Origin of the sequence: Curtobacterium sp. 9128 (assembly GCF_007673775.1) — a bacterium.
Classification (GTDB): Bacteria; Actinomycetota; Actinomycetes; order Actinomycetales; family Microbacteriaceae; genus Curtobacterium.
On record NZ_VEAF01000001.1, the window covers coordinates 228,453 to 243,437 of the forward strand.

General features: G+C 74.6%; 14 protein-coding genes. 8 read left to right on the forward strand and 6 right to left on the reverse strand.

The annotated features are described in order from the left end of the window. Positions 1–8: 8 nt before the first annotated feature. Together FS641_RS01035 and FS641_RS01040 are read right to left on the reverse strand one after the other, a co-directional pair. Positions 9–2,294, reverse strand: coding sequence for a carboxypeptidase-like regulatory domain-containing protein (locus tag FS641_RS01035; RefSeq protein ID WP_144758616.1), 2,286 nt, complete (start codon positions 2,292–2,294; stop codon positions 9–11). 104 nt (positions 2,295–2,398) lie between these two features. Continuing rightward, on the reverse strand, positions 2,399–2,872 hold the full coding sequence (locus tag FS641_RS01040; protein WP_260855576.1) for an NUDIX domain-containing protein: 474 nt from the start codon (positions 2,870–2,872) through the stop codon (positions 2,399–2,401). 138 nt (positions 2,873–3,010) lie between these two features. On the opposite strand from FS641_RS01040, the gene FS641_RS01045 reads away from it, so the two are divergent. Further along, positions 3,011–3,898 carry a universal stress protein gene (locus FS641_RS01045; protein WP_144758619.1) on the forward strand — a complete coding sequence of 296 codons (888 nt, stop codon included), beginning with the start codon at positions 3,011–3,013 and terminating at the stop codon, positions 3,896–3,898. A 30-nt stretch (positions 3,899–3,928) separates the two neighbouring features. Here FS641_RS01045 and FS641_RS01050 read toward each other — a convergent pair whose 3' ends face one another. From FS641_RS01050 to FS641_RS01060, 3 genes are read right to left on the reverse strand one after another with little or no spacing between them, the layout of a single operon-like run. Further along, positions 3,929–5,002 (reverse strand): SGNH/GDSL hydrolase family protein, encoded by a 1,074-nt coding sequence (locus FS641_RS01050; protein ID WP_144758621.1) that lies wholly within the window; start codon positions 5,000–5,002, stop codon positions 3,929–3,931. A 35-nt stretch (positions 5,003–5,037) separates the two neighbouring features. After that, positions 5,038–5,394 carry a PRC-barrel domain-containing protein gene (locus FS641_RS01055; protein WP_144758624.1) on the reverse strand — a complete coding sequence of 119 codons (357 nt, stop codon included), beginning with the start codon at positions 5,392–5,394 and terminating at the stop codon, positions 5,038–5,040. A 46-nt stretch (positions 5,395–5,440) separates the two neighbouring features. Beyond that, entirely contained in the window at positions 5,441–6,433 is a 993-nt protein-coding gene (locus FS641_RS01060; protein ID WP_260855577.1) for a glycosyltransferase family 9 protein, read from the reverse strand. Between the two features lie 97 nt (positions 6,434–6,530). Here FS641_RS01060 and FS641_RS01065 point away from each other — a divergent pair, with 97 nt between their 5' ends. From FS641_RS01065 to FS641_RS01095, 7 genes are all read left to right on the forward strand, one after another. Continuing rightward, positions 6,531–7,082 carry an HAD-IIIA family hydrolase gene (locus FS641_RS01065; protein ID WP_144758630.1) on the forward strand — a complete coding sequence of 184 codons (552 nt, stop codon included), beginning with the start codon at positions 6,531–6,533 and terminating at the stop codon, positions 7,080–7,082. Then, positions 7,079–8,185, forward strand: coding sequence for a glycosyltransferase family 9 protein (locus FS641_RS01070; RefSeq protein ID WP_144758634.1), 1,107 nt, complete (start codon positions 7,079–7,081; stop codon positions 8,183–8,185). The genes FS641_RS01065 and FS641_RS01070 overlap by 4 nt, the downstream gene beginning before the upstream one ends. 119 nt (positions 8,186–8,304) lie before the next feature. Further along, entirely contained in the window at positions 8,305–9,267 is a 963-nt protein-coding gene (locus FS641_RS01075; RefSeq protein WP_313957781.1) for a glycosyltransferase, read from the forward strand. Beyond that, on the forward strand, positions 9,264–10,592 hold the full coding sequence (locus tag FS641_RS01080; RefSeq protein ID WP_144758639.1) for a glycosyltransferase: 1,329 nt from the start codon (positions 9,264–9,266) through the stop codon (positions 10,590–10,592). The genes FS641_RS01075 and FS641_RS01080 overlap by 4 nt, the downstream gene beginning before the upstream one ends. Beyond that, positions 10,589–11,212, forward strand: a complete 624-nt coding sequence (locus tag FS641_RS01085; protein ID WP_144758641.1) for an SIS domain-containing protein — start codon at positions 10,589–10,591, stop codon at positions 11,210–11,212. The genes FS641_RS01080 and FS641_RS01085 overlap by 4 nt, the downstream gene beginning before the upstream one ends. Then, entirely contained in the window at positions 11,209–12,618 is a 1,410-nt protein-coding gene (locus FS641_RS01090) for a PfkB family carbohydrate kinase (protein ID WP_144758644.1), read from the forward strand. The genes FS641_RS01085 and FS641_RS01090 overlap by 4 nt, the downstream gene beginning before the upstream one ends. A 58-nt stretch (positions 12,619–12,676) precedes the next feature. Next, the gene (locus FS641_RS01095) at positions 12,677–13,381 is read left to right on the forward strand and encodes an SDR family oxidoreductase (RefSeq protein WP_144758647.1); all 705 of its coding nucleotides are present in this window, start codon (positions 12,677–12,679) and stop codon (positions 13,379–13,381) included. 385 nt (positions 13,382–13,766) lie between these two features. Here the strand turns inward: FS641_RS01095 and FS641_RS01100 are convergent, their stop codons facing one another. Further along, a complete protein-coding gene (locus FS641_RS01100) occupies positions 13,767–14,867 on the reverse strand; it encodes a glycosyltransferase family 9 protein (RefSeq protein WP_144758650.1) in 1,101 nt (366 codons plus the stop codon). Positions 14,868–14,985: the final 118 nt, after the last annotated feature.

Genomic DNA, 14,985 nt, shown 5'->3' on the forward strand with positions numbered 1-14,985 from the left:
TGCGCCCGTCAGTACGCCGACGGAGCGCGGCGCCGTCCGTCAGTACGCCGACGGCGTGCGGAACGGAAGGTCAGCAGCCCGCCGCCGAGGAGGACGAGGACGCCCGCAGCGATCGCCGCTGGCGCGACGTCCGCGCCGGTGAAGGCCAGCGGCCCCGTGGAGGACGAGCCTCCCCCGGTGGAGCCGGGAGCGCTCCCGGAGGACACCGGCGGCACCGAAGACCCCGGCGGAACCGTCGGCGTCCCCGTGGGCGGCGCCACCACGGCGGCACGGAGGACGATCGCGAGCGGAGTCGGTGTCCCACCGACGGCCGCGGTCGTGACCGTCCGCGGCGCACTCGCCGTGTCGCCGGTCCCTGCGACGACGGAGTACTCGGTGGACGGTGCCAGCCCGGTGAGGTCGAAGGACCCGTCTGCGGCCGTGGTCGCCGTCACGGCCGCTCCCCCGGCCGGGGTCGCGACGACCGGGACCCCGGTGGCCGGAGCGCCGTCGGACGTCGTCACCGTGCCGGGTTGATCGACGGTGGGCAGCGGGAGCACGAAGTCGACGGGCGTCGGTGCTGCTCCGGTGGCGACCGTGGTGACCGTCTGGTCGTCGGCGCCGGCGGTGCTCAGCACGTAGACCGTCCCGGGGGTCAGTCCGGTCAGGTCGTACGACCCGTCCGCCCCCGTCGTGACCGTGACCACGGCGCCCGACCCGGCCTCGGCTGGCTGTGCGGTGACCGTGGCGCCGGCGATCGCGGTGCCGTCGCCGTACCGGACGGAGCCGGCCTGCGACACCGTGACCGGGACCGGGGTGACGAACCGGAAGTCCACGGTCGACGCCCCACCCGCCGTGGTGGTCACGGTCTGGTCGGTCTCCCCCGAGGCCCCGGTCGACGGCGCCGTCGTCCGGACCGTGTAGGTACCCGCGACCACGGTGAACGCATAGGAGCCGTCGGCCGCGGTGTCGGTCGTCGCGACGACCTGGTCGCCCTGCAGGAGCTCGACGAGGACCGGCGCACTCGGTGCGGCTCCGTCCACCAGGACCTGTCCGGCGATCGTCGACGCGGGCGCCGGGAGCACGAGCGGCGGCACCACGACGTCGGCTGCGCCGACGGCACCCGTCGTCACGCGCTCGGTCTGGGTGTCCGTCGCGCTGACGTCGACCGCCCTGCCGGACGGGAGGCCCGGGGCCGCGTACGTCCCGTCGGCGTCCGTCGTCGTCTGCAGCAGCACGGCTCCCGTGGTGGCGTCCTGGACGGTCACGGTGGCGTCCGCGACGGGGCGGCCACCGGAGTCGACCACGGTCCCGGTGAGCGCGACCGTCGCGGGTGGCGTGGCGAAGGCGAAGTCGACGCCGGTCACGTCGCGGCGGAGGTCCACCGGTCCCGGCGCCGTCTGCGCGGTCGCCCCGGCCGGTGTGGCGATCGTGACCCGGTAGCCGTCCGCCTGGGTGAGCTCCGGGAAGCTGTAGCGTCCGTCGCCGTCGGTCGTGGTGGTGAACTCCGCCCCACCGGGGGCCGTCGCGGTCACCAGGGTGTCCGGCAGCGCGGCGCCGTCGAGCGTCGCGGCGCCGGAGAGCGCGGAGGTCCGGTTGGCGAACCAGGTCTGGTAGACGGGGAAGCCGCTGCGCCACTGGTAGCTGATGGTCAAGGACTCGAGTGGGACGGTCGGGGTGAACCACGCGCTGGCACCGTCGGTGTCCGCGGCCGCCGCGTTGCCGGTGAGGGTCCGGGTCCCCTCGTTCCAGTTCGGCACGTCCCGGCCGGTGGTGCCGTCCGGGTCCGGGTCACACGACGGTCCGCCGGCAGACTCCACGGAGCACGAGTTGTACGACGACTGGTAGCCCAGCTGGGCACCGGTCGCGGCTCCGCCACCCTGGACGACCGCGGAGATCGTCGCCTGGTCGGCATCGACGTCACCGAGGACGAAGGACCACCCGCCGGCCGGTGTCGGCGCGGCGAAGGAGTACGTCGTCACGGACGGGCTCGTCGCGTTGTTCGCGGCCGGGCGGAGGTTGATGTACGAGTTGCCCCGGCTCGAGCCGTAGATCGCCCCGGGTCCGGTCGCGGCGGACTGCCACGTGGACGCTCCGCCGATCACGTTCGCGCTGGACGCGGTCGACGTGAAGGTCGTCGCCGGGAACCCCGGCAGCGCCACACTGCCCGTGAAGGCCTTGCTGGCACCGCTCACCGCGAAGGCTCCCCAGTGCCCGGTGGTCTCAGCGGAAGCACTGACCACCCCGCCGAGCGCGAGCCCCGCTCCGAGTGCGATGCCGGTCACCCCGGCCGTGATCATCCGCCATCGGCGCATGTGTTCTCCCCTGTCGGTGCGCCGGCCTGCCTCGACGCTTCCTCAGGATAGAGGGACGCGCCACCCCCGTCCGGGGGCCTGGTCGAGAAGCGCACTCGGCGCGCTCAGGCCCCGGCCCCGGACGTCTGCGCCTCCAGGGCGTCGAGTGCGCCGACCTGCCCGGCGACGAGCAGCTCCCGTGCGTCGCCGATCGATACCCAGCGGGCGTCGTCGACCTCTGGGACGTCGACGAACCGTCCGGATCCGCGCGGGAGCTCGAGCCGGACCGTGGTGCTCCGGACCTGCTCGACGGAGAAGTCGGGCGCGGACCCCGCGAACACGGTGACGCGCTTGCTGGATGCCTGCCGGAAGGTCCCGAGCAGCACCGGGGTGACGTCGGGAGCGGGGACACCGATCTCCTCCCGGAACTCCCGGAGCGCGGCGTCGAGCGGGGTCTCGCCGTCGTCGTACTCGCCCTTCGGGATCGACCACGCGCGCGGACGGCGACGCCAGAACGGACCGCCCATGTGCGCGATGAAGACCTCGAGCCCGCCCGACGGCGCGGCCCGCCAGAGCAGGAGCCCAGCACTCGTCACCACGACCTGAGTGTACGGACGCACACCTCGCAGGCGTCCCACAGCGCACGACCCGTTCGCGGTGGCCGACCGGGCGTACGGTCGCCCGCAGGAGCGCCGGGTGACGCCCCGTCGGATCGCACCACGAGGAGGTCGGTCGAGATGGACGAGCACTGGACCTCGATCACGCTGGCATCGGACAGCGAGCGAGCCCACGACGAGGCACTGCACTGGGTCCTGACGCACGCGGACGCCGGCACCGAACGACTGCGGGTGGTCGAGGTGCGCCCGGCGAGCCGGGGCCGGTCCGACGCCGACCCGTCGACGCCCGCTGACCAGGTGGCGAGGGCGGTCCGCGGAGCCCTGCCACACGTCGACGTCGAGCTCGCGCACCACGCCGGACCGCTCGCCTCCGCACTCGTCGACCTGTCCGGTGACGGCGACGTCCTCGTGATCGGGACGTTCCGGAGTCGCCGTGGGTCGACCGCAGGCCGGGCGCCGTCCCGCACCGCCGAACGCGCCACCGTGCCGACGGTGCTGGTGCCGGACGTCGCGCACCCGGTCGACGGCGACGTGGTCCTGGCGGTCGACGAGCCCGTGGACGAGCGAGCGGTGGCGATCGCGGTCGCGGAAGCACGACGGCGACACCGGCGGTTGACGCTGCTCCGGGCGTGGGAGATGCCGGTCCTGACCCGCACCGGCCTGACCGACTTCGCCGAGGACCCCCTCCGCTGGCGTCGGGAGAACGACGCTCTGCTCGAACGGGTGACCGCCGAGCTCGTCGCCCGGTTCCCGGACGTCCGGATCCGCCGACTCCTGGTCGAGGGGCACCCGGGACGTGCGATCGCCGCGCACACCAGGACCGCGTCGCTCGTCGTGCTCGGGCAGGGGCACGTGCACGTGCTGTCCGGTTCGGTGCTGCACGACGTCCTGCGCGACACGGTGTCCCCGGTCTGCGTGGTCCCGGCAGGGGCGCAGCGTCCGCTCGCGGCCGACACGGTGGCCGCCACCGGATCGGAGGCCCGGCCCGAGTCCGTCCCGTCGGCCTGAGTCCCGAGAGCGTCGCCCGGGGACGCGCGTTCAGCCGGCGAAGCCCCGCACGACGCTCTCGACGCGGCGCGCCAGGTAGGCGACGCCCTTCGTGTTCGGGTGCAGCGCCCCCGGTTCGAGGTCGATCCGTCGGAGCCCGTTCGTCGAGTCGAGCGTGACGCCGGACACGAGCGCGCCGGAGCGGTCGCACGCGGAGCGGGACTGGGTCGAGTCGAAGACGTCGACGTACCGGACGTCTGCTGCCGCCGCGGCAGCAGCGGCCACCTCGTCGAGGTCCTCCTGCACGCCGTGCAGGTAGACGACGTCGGTGTCCGTGAAGGGGTAGGAGTTCGCCGGGAACGCACCGGTCAGCGTCCCGATGTCGAGTGCGGAGCGGAAGCAGCCCTTCGCGGGTGTGTGCTCGGCGTCCGGGAAGATCGCCGGGTACCCGAGGAACACGACCTCGGCGTTCGGTGCCGCATCGCGCACCGCCCCCAGCGTCTGGGCGATCCCGAGCGCCACCCGGGAGCGGATCTTCGTGCCGAGCTGGTCGACGCCGTTCCGCACGAGCGTGCTGCGACAGGACGGTGCGTCACGACCCGAGAACACCGGCCCCTTCCGCGAGAGCGCCAGGCACGAGGCCGCCGTGCCGAACAGGTCGGCGTCGTTCCCGCCGATCGTGATCGTGACGAGCCGGGTGTCCGCAGAGAGCGCCTCGATCTGCGGCGGCACGCCGGCGAACTGGTGTCGGCTCGTGACGTCGGCGCTGGTGGCCCCGCCGCAGGTGACGTCCTGCAGCGCCAGGCCGAAGCGGGCGGCGATGCGGTGCGGGTAGTCCTGGGCGGACTGCCCACACGCGCTGACCGGCAGCCCGGTCTGGTCCCCGAGGCCGTAGCCCGCCGAGTAGGAGTCGCCGAGTGCGACGTACTCGCTCCCCGGGGGCAGCCCGGGGAGCGACTCGACCGGCTCCGTCCCCACCCGGAACGGTTGCGGGACCGGCCAGAGCGGCGCCGCCGAGGCGGAGGCCGTCGGCACGGTCCCGGTGACGAGCGCGCCGATCACGACCGCTGCGGCGAGCAGCGCGGCACGGGCGGGGCGGAGCAGGACGGGCCTCCCAGGCGGCACGGCGGACGGAAGCGATCAGGCTACCGTCCCGCTGCTCAGCGTCGGCCGAGTCGACGCTCTCCCCCGCTGCCCGTGCGGTACTCCAGACCGAAGTGCTGGTAGAGCACGGGTTCGGTGTCCGCCTCGAGTTCGCCGTCGGTGGGAATCGACGGCGCGTCCTTGATGAGCTTCTTCGGGAACGGCACGCGCAGGTGCTTCGGCGCGACGGTGGCTCCGACGAGCGGCACGAAGACGAGCTTCTGGAACCCGACGACGCCGGTCGTGACGGACCCGAACGCGGGCTCCGACGTCGCGGTGTCGTAGTAGATGCTCTCCAGGTTGCCGACCTTGTCGTCGCTCTCGTCGACGACCGGCAGACCGATCCAGTCCCGGATGTTGGCCGCTTCGAACACGGTGCTCCCTCCACGGCGCCGGTCGTTCCGGCCCGTCGTGCCGACGCTACAGACCGCCACCCGACCGCGCCCGCGCGCCGGGGGCGACGACACCGAGCCCGTCCACCGCGCCGAGCACGTCCGCCGCGTGCACCGCGAGGATCGCCGGGTCCGGTTCCTCGGAGAAGACGTCGCCCCGACGCACCGACGCGTCCGTCAGCACGACGTGCGGACCCGATGCCGGCGGACCCCACGACTCCGGCGGTGCCGGGCCGAACAGGACGACCGACGGGATGGCGTACGCCGACGCCAGGTGCGCGGCGCCGGTGTCCACCGTCACGACGAGCCGCGCCGCTGCGACCACCGCCGCGAACGGCTGCAGCTCGAGCACTCCGGCGAGCACGGCCTCCGGTGCCAGGCCGGCCGCCTCGGCGACGGCGGTGGCGCGCTCGACGTCGGCCGAGCCTCCCGTCAGGACGACGTGGTGACCGCGCTCCTGCAGACCGCGCACCACCTCGGCGAACCGGTCGACCGGCCAGTGCCGGGCGCCGTGGAAGGCACCGACGTGCACGACCGCGGCGCCGTCCACCACCGGTGGCTCCGCGGGCCGGTCGATCGCGACGTCGTCGGGGTCGCCGGGGATGCCGTGGGCCTCGAGGAGCCGCACCCACCGCTCGCGCTCGTTGACCGGTCCGTCGATCCACGCCGGCCCGTCCGGACCGTTGTGGCCGATCACGCGACGGGCTCCGAGCGCGGCGACGAGCCCCTCGGACTCCTGGCCGGCCCCGTGCAGGTTGATCGCCACGTCGGTGACGCCGGTGGGGACGTGGATCGGGTGGTCGAAGCCCTGCTGCGCGAGGTGCACGTCGACGGCGGGCACCAGGTCGACGACGGGTGCGAGCCACGCGGTCGTCGCGAGGCTGATGCGGTGGTCGGGGAAGGCGCGGCGGATCGCGCGGAGCGCCGGGACCGCCACGAGCAGGTCGCCGAGCTTGATGGCGCGCAGCACCACGAGCTCGGGCCGGCCGTCGGACGGGGGCAGGGTGTCGAGAGCGGTCACGGCATCGACGCTAGCGGTCGGAGCCCGCCGGGGGCCGCGATCGCGATCGTCGGCGATCCTGGTGCCCTGTGGGGTCGACTTCCGGTATGTCGGACACATGGCTCTCTCCGTGGACCGCGCTGTCAGCGGCCTCCTCTTCGACCGCGACGACACCCTGGTGATCGACGTCCCCTACAACGCCGACCCGCACAAGGTGGTGCCGGTCCCCGGCGCGAAGCGGGCCGTGCAGGCGGCACGGGACGCTGGCCTGCCCGTCGGGGTGGTCACGAACCAGTCCGTCATCGCGCGCGGGACAGCGACCCGCGAGCAGGTCGACGCGACGAACGCCCGGGTCGACGAACTCGTCGGACCGTTCGACGTCTGGTGCGTCTGCCCGCACGGCCCGGAGGACGACTGCGCGTGCCGGAAGCCCCGGCCGGGTCTGGTGCTCGACGCCGCCGCGCGACTCGGCGTGCCGGTGTCGGAGTGCGTCGTCATCGGCGACATCGGCGCCGACGTCGGAGCCGCCGCAGCAGCCGGTGCGCAGGCGATCCTGGTGCCGACGCCGCGGACCCGACCCGAGGAGGTCGCAGCCGCGACGACCGTCGCCGACTCGATCGAGGAGGCCGTCGCCCTGGCCCTCCGGCACGTGCGCGCGGTCACCGCGTGAGCGCCGACCGACCCCGCGTCCTCGTCGCACGGCTCGACTCGTTCGGCGACGTCCTGGTCACCGGCCCCGCCGTCCGTGCCGTCGCCGCAGGCGCGTCGCACGTCACCATGCTCTGCGGTCCCCAGGGCGCCCCGGCAGCCGACCTGCTGCCCGGTATCGACCGGGTCCGCGTCTGGGCGGCACCGTGGGTCACCGAGACTGCACGACCGCTCGACGACGCCGTCCTCGACGAGTTCCGGGCGATCGTCGCCGAGGAGCGCATCGACGAGGCCGTCGTCCTGACCTCGTTCCACCAGTCGCCGCTGCCCCTGGCGATGCTCCTGCGTCTCGCCGGCGTCCCCCGCGTGTCGGGGGCGTCCGTCGACCACCCCGGCTCGCTCCTCGACGTCCGGCTCCGGCCCGGTGAGGACCTGCCCGAGGACCTCCCGGAGCCCGAACGCGCGCTGCGCATCGCGGAGGCCGCCGGGTTCGCCCTGCCGGACGGGGACGACGCCAGGCTCGCGGTGCGCCTCGACGCCGCCGCGCCGCCCGAGGTGGTCGCCCTGGAGCGCTACGTGGTCGTCCACCCCGGCGCGAGCGTCCCGGCGCGCTCCTGGCCGCCGACGCACCACCGGGAGCTCGTCGCCGCGTACCGCGCGCTCGGGCTCCCCGTCGTCGTCACCGGTTCCCCCGGCGAGCGTGCGCTCACCGCGTCCGTCGCGGCCGGCGGCGGGGCAGGCCCGGACGACGCAGCCGTGCTCGACCTCGGCGGCCGCACCACGCCGGCGGAGCTCGCCGCCGTCCTCGCCGGGGCCGAGGTCGTCGTGGTCGGCAACACGGGCCCGGCACACCTGGCGGCCGCGGTCGGTGCCCGCATCGTCAGCCTCTTCTCCCCCGTCGTGCCGGCGGTCAAGTGGGCGCCGTACGCCGAGCACGTCGAGCTGCTCGGCGACCAGGGTGCGGCATGCCGCCTCAGCCGTGCCCGCGAGTGCCCCGTCCCCGGACACCCGTGCCTGTCGTCCGTGACGCCCGACGACGTCCTCGCAGCGCACGAACGGCTCGTTCATCGCGCTCTCCGGATGAACACACTCCCGCAGCGAACCAGAGCCGCGGACGGTGAGTAGCGTCCGGAACTGCCCCTCCTGCTCCTGCTGCTGACGGTCCGGCGCCCTGCCGGTCCGCGATGGGCTCGACCGAAAGGGAGTGCATGCGGATCCTCGTCTGGCATGTCCACGGTGGCTGGATGGACGCGTTCGTCCGCGGCCAGCACGAGTACGTCGTCCCGACGACACCGGAGCGCGGCGGCTGGGGCCTCGGCGCCGGCGGCCGCGACTGGCCGAACGTCGTCGAGATCGCCCCGGAGGACGTGGCTGACGCCGACGTCGACCTGGTCGTGCTGCAGCGCACCGAGGAGGCCGAGGCCGCCGCGCGGCTGCTCGGCGGCCGCGAGGTCCCGACGGTGTTCGTCGAGCACAACGCACCCCGTGTCGACGTCCCGAACAGCCTGCACCCGTTCCGCGACCACCCGACGATGACGATCGCGCACGTGACGCACTGGAACGCGCTCATGTGGGACTGCGGCTCCGCACGGACCGCCGTCGTCGAGCACGGGGTCGTCGACCCCGGTCCGCTGTACACCGGCACGCTCGAGCGATTCGGCGCCGTGATCAACGAGCCCGTCCGCCGGGGTCGTGTGGTCGGCACCGACCTGCTCCCCCGCTTCGCCGAGGTCGCCCCTGTCGACGTCTTCGGCATGGGCACCGAGCACCTCGCAGACCTCGGCCACGGCGACCGCCTGGTCGGCCTCGGCGACGTCAAGCCGGACCCGATGCACGCGGCGCTCGCCGAACGACGCGCCTACGTCCACGCGAACCGGTGGACGTCCCTCGGGCTCTCGCTGATCGAGGCGATGCACATGGCGATGCCGGTCCTCGTGCTGGCGACCACCGACGCGTCGCGCACCGTGCCCGCCGAGGCCGGCGCGATCGCGACGGACGTGGCGGAGCTGACCCGGGCCTCCCGGCTGCTCCTCGACGACCCCGACGAGGCGCGCCGACGCGGTGCCGTCGCTCGCGAAGCCGCGCTCGCCCGTCACTCGCTCGCCCGGTTCCTGACGGACTGGGACGAGCTGCTGGACGACGTCCTGACGCGCCACGGGCGCGCAGGACGGTCCCCGAGTCCCGCTCTCGAAGGGAGCACCCGATGAAGATCGCGATGGTCTCCGAACACGCCAGCCCGCTCGCCGTCCTCGGCGGCGTCGACGCCGGCGGACAGAACGTGCACGTCGCCGCCCTCTCCGGAGCGCTCGCGGACCGCGGCCACCAGGTGACCGTGTACACCCGTCGGGACGACGCCGAGCTGCCCGCTCGCGTCCAGCTGCGCCCGGGCGTCGAGGTCGTGCACGTCGACGCCGGCCCGGCCCGGACGGTGCCGAAGGACGAGCTCTTCCCCTTCATGTCGACCTTCGCGCAGGTCCTCGCCGCGGAGTGGTTCCTCGACCGGCCCGACGTCGTGCACGGGCACTTCTGGATGTCCGGTCACGCCGCGCTCGACGCCGTCACGCAGGTGCAGGGCCGCACCGGGGGCGTCCGGATCCCGATCGTGCAGACGTTCCACGCGCTCGGCGTCGTCAAGCGCCGGAACCAGGGGCCCGCCGACACGAGCCCCGAGGAGCGGACGTGGATCGAGCCGGCCGTGGGGCGCGGTGTCGACCAGGTCGTCGCGACGTGCTCGGACGAGGCGTTCGAGCTCAAGGCGCTCGGTGTCCCGCTGCAGGCGATCTCGGTCGTGCCGTGCGGGGTGGACGTCGACCGGTTCCAGCCGACCGGTCCCGTGGAGGAACGCGGACGGACGCACCGGGTGCTCACCGCGTCGCGACTCGTGCAGCGGAAGGGCGTCGGCACCACCATCGCGGCGCTCGCGAAGCTCGTCGAGGCGGGGCGCGACGTCGAACTCGTCGTGGTGGGCGGTGCCGGCACCGCCGGTTCCGACCTGGCGGACGACCCGGAGTACCAGCGCCTCGACGCCCTGGCCCGCTCGCTCGGCGTCCGTGACCACGTGTCCTTCCGCGGGCAACTCGGACAGGACGCGATGCCGACGGTGTACCGGAGCGCCGACGTCGTCGTGTGCGCGCCCTGGTACGAGCCCTTCGGCATCGTCCCGCTCGAGGCGATGGCCTGTGGACGACCCGTCGTGGCGTCGCAGGTCGGGGGCCTCATCGACACGGTCGTCGAGGACGCCACCGGGCTGCACGTGCCGCCCCGCGACGAGGACGCGGTCGCCGCGGCCGTCGCGGGCCTCCTCGACGACCCGGAGCGTGCCGAGGTGTACGGCGCCGCCGGACGGGAGCGCGTCGAGTCGCGGTACGCCTGGACCCGCATCGCCGCCGACACCGAGCGCGTGTACGACCGGCTCATCGCGAGCGGCGCGGGCACCGGCGTCGCTGCCGCCCCCGCCACGATCCCCACGTTGACCACGACGACGGGTCGCGCCCCGCGCACCGCCCGCGCCACCGAGAGGACAGCACGATGACCATCGAACAGACCGGCGTCGGCACGACGGAGCAGCTGAGCGACAGCGCCCGCGCCGTGCTCGACCACGTGGCCGCATCGGTGCCCGTGATCGCCTCGCTCGTGGACCACCGCGACCACATCGCCGCGTGGGCGGACGACGTCGCCGGCCGGCTCGTCGCCGGACGACGCCTGCTCGCCGCGGGCAACGGCGGGTCCGCTGCCGAGGCGCAGCACCTCACCTCCGAGCTCACCGGCCGCTTCGACGGGGACCGCCCCGCGTACTCGGCGATCTCGCTGCACGCCGAGACCTCGGCGGTGACGGCCATCGGCAACGACTACGGCTTCGACGAGGTGTTCGCCCGCCAGGTGCGTGCACACGCCCGCGCCGGGGACGTCGTCGTGCTGCTGAGCACCAGCGGCCGGAGCCCGAACCTGCTGCGCGCGGCCGAGGCCGCCCGGACGGTCGGTGCCCGGACACTCGCGATGACCGGCTCACGCCCGAACCCCCTCGCCGACGCCGTCGACGACGCGATCTGCATCGACGGTCCGTCCGCGAACGTGCAGGAGGCGCAGCTCGTCCTCGTGCACGCGCTCTGCAAGGCGATGGAACCGGCGCTCCGGCGCGGGGGCCGTCGATGAGCGCGGGCGGCACCGCGTCCACCAGGCGCCTCCGCATCGCGGTCGTCGGTGACACCCTGCTCGACGTCGACGTCAGCGGCACCAGCGAACGCCTGAGCCCGGACGCACCCGTCCCCGTCGTCGACGTGCGGACCGACGACCGTCGAGCCGGCGGCGCCGGACTGGTGGCGACGATGCTCGCGAAGGACGGCCACGACGTCACGCTCGTCACCGTGCTCGGCGACGACGTCCACGCCGAGGAACTCCGTGCCCTGCTGCCCGACGTGCGGATCGTGGCCGGGCCCTCCGGCGTGGCGACGCCCACCAAGACCCGCGTCCGGGTCGGCGAGCACGCCCTCGTCCGCATCGACGAGGGCTGCGACACGCCGCCGGTCCCCGACGTCACCGACGCGATGACCGCCGCACTGGCCGACGTCGACGCCGTCGTCGTGGCGGACTACGGCCGCGGCGTCGCCGCAGCACCCGTGCTCCGCGACGCGATCGCCGCCGTCACCGCGACCACCCCCGTCGTGTGGGACCCGCACCCGAAGGGCGCCAGCCCCGTCGCCGGCATCACCGTCGCGACGCCGAACGCCTCCGAGGCCCGGCGCTTCACCGACCTGCGCGGCGAGGGCGTCCCCTTCGCCACCGACGCCGCCGCCGCCCTCGTCGACGCGTGGGACGTCGTCGCCGTCGCCGTCACGCTCGGCGACCGCGGTGCCCTCGTCGGCCGACGCACCACGCGAGGACTCGACAGCCGCTTCGTCCCGGCACCGCACGTCACCGCCGGCGATCCCTGCGGTGCGGGTGACCGGCTCGCCGCCGGGGTCGCCGTGGCCCTGGCCGGAGGCGCCGACGTGCCGGACGCCGTCGCCGAGGGCGTACAGGCCGCGTCGGAGTACCTCGCCGCCGGCGGGGTCGCCTCCCTGCTCGCCGACGCGGCCCCGGTCGTCGTGGCCGTGCCCGGCGCCGACCGCGACGCCCTGCGGGTCGTGCACGAGGTCCGTGCGAGCGGCGGCACCGTCGTCGCCACCGGCGGCTGCTTCGACCTGCTGCACGCCGGACACGCCCGCACGCTCTCGGCGGCGAGGGCCCTCGGCGACTGCCTGGTCGTGTGCCTCAACTCGGACGACTCGGTCCGTGCCCTCAAGGGCCCGGAGCGACCGATCATGACCCAGGACGACCGGGTCGAGCTGTTGCTCGCGCTGGACTGCGTCGACGCCGTCGTGGTGTTCGACGAGACCACGCCGGACGAGGCGCTCCGCCGCTTCCGTCCCGACGTCTGGGCGAAGGGCGGCGACTACACCGCCGACGAACTCCCGGAGGCCGTGACGCTCGCCGAGTGGGGCGGGCGGGTCGTGACCGTGCCGTTCCACCCCGGCCGCTCGACCACCCGACTGGCGTCCGCGCTCGCTGCCGTCGGCTGACGACCGCGCCGTCCCCGCCGCGTCGGACCCCCACAGACCACCCCACGGAAGGAACCACATGCCCGTCCCCACCACCCCCATCGGCCGCGTCCTCGTCACCGGCGGCGCCAGCGGACTCGGAGCGGCCGTCGTCGACGCCGTCCTCGAGGCCGGCGGCACGCCGATCGTCCTCGACCTCCGCGTCGAGGGCGTCGCCGACGGTGTCGACGCAGTCGCGGTCGACGTGACGGACACCGCGGCGACCGAGCAGGCCGTCCGCGACGCCGCCGAGCGCCACGGGGGTCTGGACGCCGTCGTCACCGCGGCCGGCATCGACAAGCCCGCCCCGATCGGCGGCCTGTCCGCGACCGACTGGGAGCAGATCGTCGGCGTGAACCTGCTCGGCACCGCGGCGGTCGTCCGCGCGGCCCTGCCGACGCTCGAGGAGAACCACGGGCGCGTCGTCACGATCGCGTCGTCGCTCGCCCTCCGCGGCGTCGGCGACGGCACCGCGTACTCGGCCTCGAAGTTCGGCGTGCGCGGGTTCTCGCAGGCCCTCGCCGCCGAGACCGCCGGCAAGGTGGGCGTCACGAACGTCATCCCGGCCGGGATGCGGACGAACTTCTTCGCCGACCGCACCGAGCAGTACAAGCCGGGCCCCGACGCGCTCCTCATCGAGCCGTCCTACGTCGCGAACGTGGTCCTCTTCGCCCTCGCGCAGCCGGCCGGCTGCGAGATCCGCGAGGTCTCGGTCATGCCGGCGACGGAGCCCAGCTGGCCGTGACCGGCGTCGCCACCCGATGACGGACGGGAGGCCCGGTGCCAGTCGGCACCGGGCCTCCCGTCCGTCCCGTGGTCGGTCGTGCCCCGCCGCGCCGCCCCGCCCCGCCCCGCCGAGGTTCCGTAATTCGCGCACCTCGGCCGGCCGGAACGGCGTGTCATGGAACCGCGCCGGACCCCACGCGGCGAGTTGTGGAACCTCGGCAGCGGCGAGGGACGACGGCGCTGCCCCGGCCGGGGTTCCGTGATTCGCGCACCTCGGCCGGCCGGAACGGCATGTCGTGGAACCGGGCCGGACCACATGCGGCGAGTCGTGGAACCTCCTCATCTCGGGCCCAGGCGGGCGGAGCCAGCAAGAGCCCGGCCGAGCTGAGTCGGGCCGCCGGGCGTCAGCGGGTCCGGAGCAGGTCCTCCACGTCGGCGAGGACCCGATCGGGCTTGACCTCATCGACGTAGGACGGGTCGTGCTCGCAGCGCTCGGCGGTCCACCCCACCTGGGTGACGTCCACGCCGCAGACCGGGCACCGGGTGACGAAGGACATGTGCACCCGGTGCCGACCGCGGTCGAGCGGGCCGGCGTTGATGACGTTGCCGAACCAGAACACCCCGACCGTGCGCGTCCCGACGGCCACGGCGAGGTGCCGCGGTCCGGAGTCGTCGCCGACCATCACGTCGGCGGCGCCGAGCACGGCGGGGAGCTCCGCGAGCGGCAGGCTCCCGACCAGGTCGTGCAGCCGTGCGGCGTGTTCAGGGCCCGACTGGTCCCGGACCGTGGCGACGATCGCGTCGGCGGCCGGGCGGTCCGAGTCGTCGCCGACCAGGACCACGTCGTCCCCGACGGCCAGACGGGCGACGGCGACGGCCGCGAACCGCTCGGGACTCCACCGGCGTCGCGGGTCCGTGGCACCGGGGTGCATCGCGACGAGGGTGTGGTCGACACCGAGGCGCTCCCGGACGGCGGCACGTTCGGCGTCCGTGACCGCGATCCGGGGGTCGAGCGTCACGGGCTCGGCCCCGGCCAGCGCCGCGACCTCGAGCCCGCGCAGGACCTCGTGCTGGTAGTAGACGTAGCGGACCCACCGCTCGAGGACCTCGGCGTCCTCGGTCGCGGTGCCCACGGTGTGCGGAGCCCCGAGTCGGAGCAGGAACGGGTTCGAGTTCCGACCGCCGCCGTGCAGCTGGACGGCGAGGTCGAACCGACCGCGGAGGCGCTGCTCGAAGTCCTCGAGGGTCGGGGCGCCCTCGCCGGAGTCCCGGACACCCGGGTGCACCGGGAGCTCCTCGAACGCGTGCACGGCTCCGGTGCGCCCGTCGAGCAGGGCCCGGGCCGCCGGGGTACCGAGCAGGGTCACCCTGGCCTCGGGGTACGCGCTCGCGAGGGCGTCGATCGCCGGCATGGCGAACATCAGGTCCCCGAGCCCGCCGCCCCGGAGCACCGCGATCTCGCGGACCCCCTCGAACCGTTCGCCGCCCTGCCCGATGCGCACCACGCTCGTTGTCTCCTCGTGCTCGTCCGTCCACCGCCGGTCGTCGACGGTCGTTCCTGTCTACCGATGACCGGCCGGGAACGCGCCGGAGCACCCACGGACCCGGCGCGCCCACGGCTGC